This is a genomic window from Nocardioides sp. Soil796 (assembly GCF_001429525.1).
Classification (GTDB): Bacteria; Actinomycetota; Actinomycetes; order Propionibacteriales; family Nocardioidaceae; genus Nocardioides.
This window is the reverse complement of the sequence record NZ_LMSQ01000018.1, coordinates 1,147,569-1,157,761: the sequence shown is the minus strand read 5'-3', so window position 1 is coordinate 1,157,761 and position 10,193 is coordinate 1,147,569. Positions and strand designations below refer to the sequence as shown.

Annotated in this window: 9 protein-coding genes; 5 read left to right on the top strand and 4 right to left on the bottom strand. The window is 69.6% G+C overall.

Translation table 11 applies throughout. The annotated features are described in order from the left end of the window. Positions 1 to 139 precede the first annotated feature (139 nt). Entirely contained in the window at positions 140 to 973 is an 834-nt protein-coding gene (locus ASH02_RS16915) for a phosphotransferase family protein (RefSeq protein WP_056679525.1), read from the bottom strand. 10 nt (positions 974 to 983) lie between these two features. After that, complete coding sequence (locus tag ASH02_RS16910) at positions 984 to 1,826, bottom strand: prephenate dehydratase (protein ID WP_056679527.1); 843 nt, start codon at positions 1,824 to 1,826, stop codon at positions 984 to 986. Between the two features lie 145 nt (positions 1,827 to 1,971). Between ASH02_RS16910 and ASH02_RS16905 the strand changes: the two genes are divergently transcribed. Then, positions 1,972 to 3,111 (top strand): luciferase domain-containing protein, encoded by a 1,140-nt coding sequence (locus ASH02_RS16905; RefSeq protein ID WP_056679534.1) that lies wholly within the window; start codon positions 1,972 to 1,974, stop codon positions 3,109 to 3,111. A 4-nt stretch (positions 3,112 to 3,115) separates the two neighbouring features. Here the strand turns inward: ASH02_RS16905 and ASH02_RS16900 are convergent, their stop codons facing one another. Beyond that, a complete protein-coding gene (locus tag ASH02_RS16900) occupies positions 3,116 to 3,841 on the bottom strand; it encodes a MerR family transcriptional regulator (RefSeq protein ID WP_056679537.1) in 726 nt (241 codons plus the stop codon). A 139-nt stretch (positions 3,842 to 3,980) separates the two neighbouring features. Between ASH02_RS16900 and ASH02_RS16895 the strand changes: the two genes are divergently transcribed. Beyond that, positions 3,981 to 5,192 carry an acetyl-CoA C-acetyltransferase gene (locus ASH02_RS16895; RefSeq protein WP_056679539.1) on the top strand — a complete coding sequence of 404 codons (1,212 nt, stop codon included), beginning with the start codon at positions 3,981 to 3,983 and terminating at the stop codon, positions 5,190 to 5,192. Positions 5,193 to 5,223: 31 nt separating this feature from the next. Next, complete coding sequence (locus tag ASH02_RS16890; protein ID WP_056679545.1) at positions 5,224 to 7,422, top strand: 3-hydroxyacyl-CoA dehydrogenase NAD-binding domain-containing protein; 2,199 nt, start codon at positions 5,224 to 5,226, stop codon at positions 7,420 to 7,422. A 63-nt stretch (positions 7,423 to 7,485) separates the two neighbouring features. On the opposite strand, the gene ASH02_RS16885 is transcribed toward ASH02_RS16890, so the two are convergent. Continuing rightward, the gene (locus ASH02_RS16885) at positions 7,486 to 8,049 is read right to left on the bottom strand and encodes a hypothetical protein (RefSeq protein ID WP_056679548.1); all 564 of its coding nucleotides are present in this window, start codon (positions 8,047 to 8,049) and stop codon (positions 7,486 to 7,488) included. A gap of 35 nt (positions 8,050 to 8,084) precedes the next feature. Here ASH02_RS16885 and ASH02_RS16880 point away from each other — a divergent pair, with 35 nt between their 5' ends. Together ASH02_RS16880 and ASH02_RS16875 are read left to right on the top strand one after the other, a co-directional pair. Then, complete coding sequence (locus ASH02_RS16880) at positions 8,085 to 9,332, top strand: acyl-CoA dehydrogenase family protein (RefSeq protein WP_056679551.1); 1,248 nt, start codon at positions 8,085 to 8,087, stop codon at positions 9,330 to 9,332. Beyond that, positions 9,329 to 10,192: an SDR family NAD(P)-dependent oxidoreductase gene (locus ASH02_RS16875; protein ID WP_056679554.1), complete on the top strand. Its 864-nt coding sequence runs from the start codon at positions 9,329 to 9,331 to the stop codon at positions 10,190 to 10,192. Before ASH02_RS16880 ends, ASH02_RS16875 begins: the two co-directional genes overlap by 4 nt. Position 10,193: the final 1 nt, after the last annotated feature.

Sequence of the window (10,193 nt, the reverse complement as noted above, 5' to 3'; positions counted from 1 at the left end):
GGGCACCAGTGAGGTGCACCAGTTGATCATCGGCCAGGCCGTCACCGGCGAGTCGGCCTACCGCTGAGCCTCCCCCTTGAGCGTGACCGGACGCCTGGTGTCGACTCGTCGGGCTCCTGTGCCGGTGAGGGGGACACCCTCAGCGCACGACTTCGTCGAGCCACGCGTCGAGCCTGGCCAGCTCGGTCGCGGAGCCGAACATCGGCTCCCGCCCGGGCGGTGGGAGGAATCCGACAGCGTCCATCACCAGCCAGTGGGTGTCCGGAGTGCGGCCGGTCAGCCCGGCGTACGCCTTCATGAACCCACGGGCAGGGGAGGGCCCGAAGGCCATGGCCAGGTTGGTCGCGGCATGGGCCGCGTCGAGCCAGGCCGGGCCGGTCGAGGTCTCCACCCAGTCGACGACGCCCGAGATCGAGCCGTCGGTCCAGAGCAGGTTGCGGTGGCTGAAGTCCCGGTGGAGGAACGTCGGCTCGAACGGCGGTGAACCGGCGGTCAGCAGGTCGAAGGCTCGGCGCCACGAGTCGGGGTGCCGTGTCCACGGTGGGACCACCCACTTCGCCTCCCACGCCCACGACTGGAAGTCGCGGAACGGCTCGGCCGGCCGGAGGTCGTGGATCGTCGCCAGCATCGACGCCATGGCGTCCACCGCGGCAGCGTCGACGCGAGTCGTCGGTGTGCCCGGAACGCGCGTCATCAGGTGAGCCGCGACTCCGGCAGTGAATCCCACCGCGATGCTCGTCGGGGCCGGTACGACGCTCGAGGCGAGGGCGACCTGCGCCGCGCGTTCACGCAGGGTGAGGTCGCTGCCGTGCGTCCGCCACGGCTCCTCCGTCGTCAGGCGCAGGACCGACTCACGACCGGACGAGTCGGTCAGGGCCAGCATGGTCGACGTCATCCCGCCGGCGAGCTGCTCGGCGCGAGCCAGAGGGCACCCCAACGCGTCGGCCGCCCACGCCAGCGCCGCCTCGAGCACCGCCGATGACCTACCGCTGGGCCCGGAACGGGTGCGCGGGGTAGACCCCGAGGATGCGGATCTCGTTGGTGAAGAACTCCAGCTCCTCCAAGGCCCGCGCCAGTGCCGGCTGCTCGGGGTGCCCCTCGACGTCGGCCAGGAAGACGGTGGCGCTGAACTCGCCGTCGACCATGTAGGACTCGAGCTTGGTCATGTTCACCCCGTTCGTGGCGAACCCACCGAGCGCCTTGTAGAGCGCCGCAGGCAGGTTGCGGACCCGGAAGACGAAGGTGGTCACGGTCAGCTCGTCCGAGACCGGGGGTACGACGTACTCGCGCCCGAGCACCACGAAGCGGGTGGTGTTGTGCTCCTCGTCCTCGACGTCGGTGGCCAGCGTCTCGAGGCCGTAGATCTCGCCGGCGAGAGCCGTGGCCAGGGACGCGCGGGTCGGGTCGCCGCTCTCGGCCACCTCGCGTGCGGACCCGGCCGTGTCACCGGCCATCACCGGCTTCACGCCGAGCTCGTGGATGATCCGGCGGCACTGACCGAGTGCGTGGATGTGGCTGTGCACGGTCTTGATCGACTCGCGGGTGGCGCCGGGAACGGCGAGGAGCTGGAAGTGGATCGGCAGGAAGTACTCGCCGACGATGTGCAGCCCCGAGTCCGGGAGCGCGTGGTGGATGTCGGCCACCCGGCCGTTGCTGGAGTTGTCGATCGGGATCATCGCCAGGTCGGCGGCACCCTGCTGGACGGCGTCGAAGGCGTCCTCGAAAGACGCGCAGGGCAGGGGGTCGCCGTCAGGGAAGACGTCGCGTACGGCGATGTCGGAGTTGGCGCCGGGCTCGCCCTGGTAGGCGATCTTCTTCGCAGTCACGCAAGCATCTTCGCAGCCCCGCCCGGGTGAGCGCCTGGGCGTTCACCCTGTGCACCTCTCGTGGCGGCAGCGTCAGGGCCGCGTAACCTGACCCCCGGGTCCGGACGTCCGGATCGTCGTCGCGCAGAGAACGAGGAATCACCAGATGAGCTTTGAGGCACCCGTCGTCACCGTTGCCGGATCCACCGACGTCACCGCCCCCCTCGTGGTGCTGTTGCACGGCCGCGGAGCCGACGAGTCGTCGATCCTCGCGCTCTCCGAGCAGCTGCCCGAAGGCCCGGCGTACGCCGCGGTGCGTGCCCCGATCACCGAGGGCGGCGGCTACGCCTGGTTCGAGAACCGTGGCATCGGCCGGCCCGTCGAGGAGTCGCTGGCCGAGACCATTGCCTGGTTCCGCAAGTGGCTCGACGAGGTTGCTCCCGCCGGACGCCCGGTGATCCCGATCGGCTTCAGCGGTGGCGCGGCCTTCGCCGGCGGCCTCGTGCTCAGCGACCCCGCGCGTTTCGCCGGCGTGGCCGTGCTCAACGGCACGCTGCCGTGGGATGCCGGCCTGCCGGTCGACGTCGCACACCTGGCCGGCCTGCCGGTCTTCCTCGTGCACGGTGAGCAGGACTTCGTGATTCCCGCCGACCTGACCCGGCGCACGTGGGACTACCTGACCGGCGACTCCGGCTCGGCCACCCTGGCCCGCCGCGACCCCGGCGGCCACGTGATCTCCCACGAGACCGTCGCCGAGCTGGCTGACTGGCTGTCGCGCCGCCTGCACCACCTCGAGACCGTCGGCGCGGCACTCGTGGGCCGGGCGGAGACCGTGTCCTGGCCGACCCTGCCCGAGGGCCTTCCGGCGCGGGTCGGCGCGCGCCCGTTGGTGAGCTGGGCCTACCCGCAGCAGCAGTTCTCCGACCAGTCGCCGCACGAGCTCCAGACGGCACTGTTCGACCGGATCACGCGGGCCGAGGGTGTCAGCGTCGGCGAGTCCCAGGTCGCCGTACCCGGTTCGCGCGCCTTCTTCCTGGCCGACGCCGCCGGACCGGCCGAGGCCTTCGTGGTCGCCGAGGACAACGAGTTCGCGCACCTGCACCCGCTCTACGACACGTCCCTGCACCTGACCCTGCCGGCCGACCTCGCCGCCGACGCGATCGCCCAGGGCTGGGCCCAGCCGCACATGCATGCCGGCACCCGCAAGTCGCCCGGGTTCGTGCTGGTCTACGGGCCGCGCACCGAGGCCGAGGTCGAGGTCGTCGCCGGCATCGTCGAGGCCTCGCGCCGCTACGCGCTCGGCTGACCGACTATTCGGTCCGGCGCGCGATCTCCTCGCGCATCTGCTCGTTGACCGCGCGTTCGTACGCCGACACGAGCGCGGCGATGGAGAGCGGCTTGAGCAGCTCCACGGCCTCGGTCAGGTCCTCGTCGCTCGCACCCGACTTGCGGTACGCCGGCCAGAGCACGGTGCGGAAGTGCTCGAGCATGTCGGCCGCGACCGCCTGGGCGTGCCGGGCGTAGATGTCCCCCATGGCGGAGGCGGTTTCGGAGGGGTAGCCGAAGCGAATCAGCCGCAACCCCGCGTCGAGGTGCGCAAGTGCCACGTCGTAGCGCCCCTTGCCGACGGACGTGAGGACGCCGAGCGCACCCAGGCCCTCGAGGTCGTCCGCGGACAACGCGCGCCCGGCATGCTCCTCGAGCTCGGCCATCGTGACTCGCTCGGGATGCTCGGCCATCCATGGCGCGAGCAGAGCGCGATGCAGGCTGACCGTGGCCGGCGGTGCGTCGTCGGGGATCTTGGCGACGTACTTCTCGATCGCGGCGAGCGTGAAGCCGTGGGCCTGGAGCTCGGAGACCAGCTCGAGACGCGCCACGTGGTCGGCGGTGTAGTAGCCCGAACGGCCGCGACGGATCGGCGACGGAACGAGCCCGCGGGTCGTGTAGAAGCGCACGTTGCGCACGCTCATGCCGATGCGCTTGCACAGCTCGTCGAGCGTCATCAACTCCTTGAGGGAATCGACCGACTCGTCCATTCGACACCGTCCTGTTGCCCATGATCCGGATCACAGTGGTCTTCCTTGACCACCATGACAGTAATAGTGTCACAATCAAGGAGTGCGGTGGCTGACTCGCCGCGCACACCATCAGACATCACAGGAATCAGGGACGGTCATGGCTGAAGCATTCGTGTACGACCACATTCGTACGCCGCGCGGCAAGGGCAAGGCGAACGGCTCACTCCACGAGGTGAAGCCGGTCGACCTCGCTGCCGGGCTGCTCAAGGAGGTCCAGGAGCGCAACCCCAACCTGGACCCCAACCGCATCGACGACGTCGTGCTCGGCGTGGTCTCGCCGATCGGTGACCAGGGCGGCGACATCGCCAAGACCGCCGCGCTCAAGGCCGGTCTGCCCGACACCGTGGCCGGCGTACAGCTCAACCGCTTCTGCGCGTCGGGCCTCGAGGCCGTGAACCAGGCTGCCTCCCGCGTGCGCGGCGGTTTCGAAGACCTGATCCTGGCCGGCGGCGTCGAGGCGATGAGCCGGGTGCCGATGGGCTCCGACGGCGGCGCCTGGGCGATGGACCCGTCCACCGCACTCGCCACCGGCTTCGTGCCTCAGGGCATCGGCGCCGACCTGATCGCCACCCTCGAGGGCTGGAACCGCGAGGACGTCGACGCGTTCGCCGCCGAGTCTCAGGCCCGTGCGGCCAAGGCCCAGGCCAACGGCTACTTCGACGGTGCGGTCATCCCGGTCAAGGACATCAACGGCCTGACCGTCCTCGAGAAGGACGAGTTCATCCGCCCCGGCACCACGGTCGAGAGCCTGTCGGGCCTCAAGCCGAGCTTCGCCAGCATCGGTGCGGACGCCGGCTTCGACGACGTCGCGCTCGAGAAGTACCACTGGGTCGAGAAGATCAACCACGTCCACCACGCCGGCAACAGCTCCGGCATCGTCGACGGCGCCTCGCTGATCGCGATCGGCACCGAGCAGGTCGGCAAGGACCTCGGACTCACGCCGCGGGCCCGCATCATCTCCGCCGCCGTCTCGGGCGCAGACCCGACGATCATGCTCACCGGTCCGGCCCCCGCCGCCCGCAAGGCCCTGGCCAAGGCCGGCCTCGAGGCGAAGGACATCGACCTCTTCGAGATCAACGAGGCGTTCGCCGCGGTCGCCATGCGCTTCATGCGCGACATGGGCATCAGCCACGACATCACCAACGTCAACGGTGGCGCGATCGCGATGGGCCACCCGCTCGGTGCGACCGGCGCGATGATCCTCGGCACCCTGATCGACGAGCTCGAGCGCCGCGACAAGAAGCGCGGCCTCGCCACGCTCTGCGTCGGCGGCGGCATGGGCATCGCCACCATCGTCGAACTCGTCTGACCTCGCCACGACTTCCGGAACAGGACCTGAAATGACTGACACCCAGACCCAGAGCGCCGTGCGCTACGAGCGCGACTCAGACGGCATCGTCACGCTCACCCTGGACGACCCGACCGCGGGCGCCAACACGATGAACGACCTCTACAAGGACTCCATGGCCGCGGCCGTCGAGCGCCTGTACGCCGAGGTCGACGACGTCACCGGCGTCGTGATCGCCTCGGCGAAGAAGACCTTCTTCGCCGGTGGCAACCTGAAGAACATGGTCAAGACCACCAAGGACGACGCGGCCGAGATCTTCGCCGCCGCCGAGGAGATCAAGGCCGGTTTGCGCAAGCTCGAGACCTACCCCCGCCCCGTCGTCGCCGCCATCAACGGCGCCGCGCTCGGCGGTGGCCTCGAGATCTGCCTGGCCGCCAACCACCGCATCGCCGTCGACGGCTCCTACAAGATCGGGCTGCCCGAGGCCTCGCTCGGCCTGCTGCCCGGCGGCGGCGGCGTCACCCGCGTCGTCCGCATGCTCGGCATCCAGTCCGGCCTGATGGACGTGCTGCTCCAGGGCCCGCAGTTCAGCCCGGCCGCCGCGAAGGAGAAGGGCCTGGTCGACGAGGTCGTCGCCACCCAGGACGACCTGCTCCCCGCGGCCAGGGCGTGGATCCTGGACAACAAGGAAAACGCCGACGCCGCCTCGAACCCGTGGGACCGTGCCGGCTACAAGATGCCCGGCGGTACGCCGTCCAACCCGAAGCTGGCCGCGTTCCTCCCGGCCTTCCCGGCGCTGCTGCGCAAGCAGCTCAAGGGTGCCGACTACCCGGCCCAGAAGGCGATCCTCTCCGCGGCCGTCGAGGGCGCGCAGGTCGACTTCGAGACCGCGTCGCGCATCGAGTCCCGCTACCTGACGAACCTGATCGTCAACCAGGGCTCGAAGAACATGATCCAGGCCTTCTTCTTCGACCTGCAGGCGATCAACTCCGGTTCGCTGCGCCCCGACGGCTTCGAGCGCTTCAAGGCCACCAAGGTCGGCGTGCTCGGTGCCGGCATGATGGGCGCCGGCATCGCCTACTCCTGTGCCCGTGCCGGCATGGAGGTCGTGCTCAAGGACGTCTCCGACGAGAACGCCGCGAAGGGCAAGGCCTACTCCGAGAAGCTGCTCGACAAGGCGATCGCGCGCGGCAAGTCCACGGAGGAGAAGAAGGCCGAGCTGCTCGGTCGCATCACCGCCACCGCCGACCCGGCCGCGCTCAAGGGCTGCGACCTGGTCATCGAGGCCGTCTTCGAGGACCCGTCGCTCAAGGCCAAGGTGTTCGGCGAGATCATCGAGCACGTCAACCCCGACGCGCTGCTGTGCTCGAACACCTCGACCCTGCCGATCACTGAGCTGGCCGAGGGCATCAGCCGGCCCGCCGACTTCATCGGGCTGCACTTCTTCAGCCCCGTCGACAAGATGCCGCTCGTCGAGATCATCCGCGGCAAGGAGACCTCCGACGAGGCCCTGGCCAAGGCCTACGACGTCGTGCAGCAGATCAAGAAGACCCCGATCGTGGTCAACGACAGCCGTGGTTTCTACACCTCGCGCGTCATCGGCACCCAGATCAACGAGGGCCTGGCCATGCTCGGCGAGGGCGTGCACCCGGTCTCGCTGGAGCGCGCCGCCACGCAGGCCGGCTTCCCGGTCGGCCCGCTGCAGATCAGCGACGAGCTCAACATGGAGCTGATGGTCAAGATCCGCAAGGCGAACGTCGAGGCCGCCGAGAAGGCCGGCATCGACCCGGGCCCGGACCCCGCCGGTGCCGTCATCAACACGATGATCGAGGCCGGTCGTCCCTCGCGCCTCAAGGGTGCCGGCTTCTACGAGTACGTCGACGGCAAGCGCCAGGGCCTCTGGTCCGGTCTCGCCGAGACGTTCCCGGTGGCCGAGGAGCAGATCCCGCTCCAGGACATCAAGGACCGGATGCTCTTCATCGAGGCCCTCGAGACCGCGAAGACCTTCGAGGAGAACGTCATCACCTCGGCGGCCGCCGCCAACATCGGCTCGATCATGGGCATCGGCTTCCCGGCCAACACCGGCGGTGCCGCCCAGTTCATGACCGGCTACCAGGGCGCGGACGGCGAGATCGGCCTGTCCGCGTTCGTCAAGCGTGCCGAGGAGCTGGCCGCGGCGTACGGCGACAAGTTCGCGCCGACGCAGTACCTCAAGGACATGGTGGCGAAGGGCGAGTCCTTCCCCGCCTGACCCGACTGGTAGACCCGCTTGACGACGGCCCGCTGACCCTCGAGGTCGGCGGGCCGTCGTGCATCAGCGGGCCTTGGGTGGGCCCAGCTTCTTGGCGCAGGCGCGGGTCTGCTTGAGGTAGTCGGTGGCGACCGTGGAGTCGTCGCTCTTCAGGGCCGCTGCCACGATCGCGTTGCGCAGCACGTCGTCGTCGATCGCCTCGACGCAGTCGACGTACGCAGTGATGTCCTTGTCGGTCGCCTTCGGGTAGCGGTCGCGGCGGCTCTCGATCTCGCCACGGACGTCGCGGCAGGCGATCACCGCGTCGGCGTACCCACGGGCGACCTCGCGGTCGGTCAGGCCGCCCTGGGCGGTGTTGACGGTGAGGTTCCGCTTCAGCAGACCGCCCTTGATGAGCTTGGCGGTGCCGAGGTCGCTGACCATGCGCTTGCCGAGGCAGATGCCGGCGTCGCGGGCGAAGTCGGTGGGGTTCCTGCCCTGGAACTCGATCGCCAACGCCCGGGCCGCCTTCTCCTCGTCCTTGTCGAGGGTGGTCGGGTCGTCGCCGCCACACCCGGCCACGCCCATCAGGACGGGGCCGAGCAGGAGTACGGCGGCGAACCTGCCGACCGCGAGACGTGAGCGCATAGTGGACATGATGGCAGTCGCGGTACCTTCCCGGCATGGACTTCTCACCGACGCCCCGTGCCGCCGACCTGACCGCGCGAGTGGCCGCGTTCATGCGTGACGAGATCACGCCGATCGAGGGCGACTACCACCGAGAGCTCGCCGACCTGCGACGCACCGGCGACCCGTGGACGCCGCTGCCCGTGCTCAAGGAGCTGCAGGGCAAGGCCCGCGCGCAAGGTCTGTGGAACCTCTTCCTGCCCAAGGAGCACGCGGGGGAGTACGCCGCCCGCTTCGGCACTGACGGCGGCGAAGGGCTGACCAACGTCGACTACGCCCCGATCGCGGAGCTGACCGGGCGCTCCGCGATCGCGCCGCTCGTCTTCAACTGCAATGCGCCCGACACCGGGAACATGGAGGTGCTGCTGCGCTACGGCACCGGCGAGCAGCGTGAGCAGTGGCTCGAGCCGTTGCTCGACGGTCAGATCCGCAGCGCGTTCGGCATGACCGAGCCCGGAGTCGCGTCCTCCGACGCGACCAACATGGAGGCCACCGCGATCGTCGACGGCGACGAGGTCGTCATCAACGGCACCAAGTGGTTCACCACCGGCATCGGCAACCCCGAGTGCAAGATCATCGTGTTCATGGGGCTGACCGACCCCGACGCGGACCGCCACCACCGGCACACGATGGTGCTCGTGCCCCGTGACACCCCAGGCGTGAAGGTCGAGCGGATGCTCTCCACGATGGGCATCCAGGACGAGCCGCTGGGTCATGGCGAGGTGTCGTTCACCGACGTGCGCGTGCCGGTCGGGAACATCATCTCCGGGTCGGGGGAGGCCTTCGGCATCGCGCAGGGCCGGCTCGGCCCTGGCCGGGTGCACCACTGCATGCGCCTGATCGGCCTGGCCGAGGCGTGCCTCGAAGCCGCCTGCCGACGGGGTCTGGCGAGGACCGCGTTCGGCAAGCCGATCGCCAACCTGGGCGGCAACCGCGAGCGCATCGCCGATGCCCGCATCGCCATCGACCAGACCCGGCTGCTGGTGCTCGACGCGGCGTGGAAGCTCGACCAGGGCGGCCCGCTCAACGCGCTCTCGGAGGTCAGTCAGATCAAGGTGGCCGCGCCCAACATGGCGCAGCAGGTCATCGACTTCGCCATGCAGATCCACGGCGGTGCCGGTCTCTCGGACGACTTCATGCTGGCCGCGGCCTGGACCTCGGCCCGTTCGCTGCGCCTGGCCGACGGGCCCGATGAAGTGCACCGCGGCATGGTGGCCCGCCTCGAGCTGGGCAAGTACGCATGAGCGCCGGACCGGGCCGGCGGGTGCTGGTCACCGGGGCTGCTTCGGGGCTCGGCGCCGCGCTCGTCTCGGCGTTTTCCGCCCGGGGGGACCGGGTGCTGGCGACGGATCTCGACGTGCGGGGTCTCGATACAGGCGCAGAGCGCCTTACTCGACCAGCGGAGGGGGTGGAGCGCCTTCCTCGACCAGCGGAGGGGGTGGAGCGCCCTACTCGACCAGCGGAGTTGAAGCTCGACATCACGTCGGACGACGACTGGGCTGCCGCGCTGGCGTGGGTCGAGCGCGAGTGGGGCGGGCTCGACGTGCTGGTCAACAATGCAGGCGTCGCGGGTGGTGGCCGTCTCGACGTCGCCACGATGGACGAGTGGGAGTGGATCACCCGCATCAACCTCTTCGGTGTCGTGCGTGGCACGCGCACGTTCGTGCCGATGTTCAAGGCCCAGCGCTCGGGCCACATCGTCAACGTCGCCTCCCTCGCGGGCCTGGTCCACCCGGCCGGGATGGCGTCGTACAACGCGGTCAAGGCGGCCGTGGTGGCGCTCAGCGAGACCACCGGGCACGAGCTCGCGGCGTACGACGTGCGCTGCTCGGTCGTGTGCCCGTCCTACTTCCGGACCAACCTGATGGACGGCCTGCAGGGCGCCGACACCGCGCTCGGCGCGGTGATGTCACAGCTCGTGGAGAACTCGCCGTTCACCGCCGATGACATCGCGCGGGCCGTGCTCGAGGGGATGGATCGCGGAGAAGATGTCATCATTCCGGACAAAGCGGCCCGAGGTGCGGTGGACCTGAAGCAGAATGACCGCGCGGCGTACGACGCCGTCATGCGCAAGCAGGCCGCCCGACTCGACCAGATGGGATGAC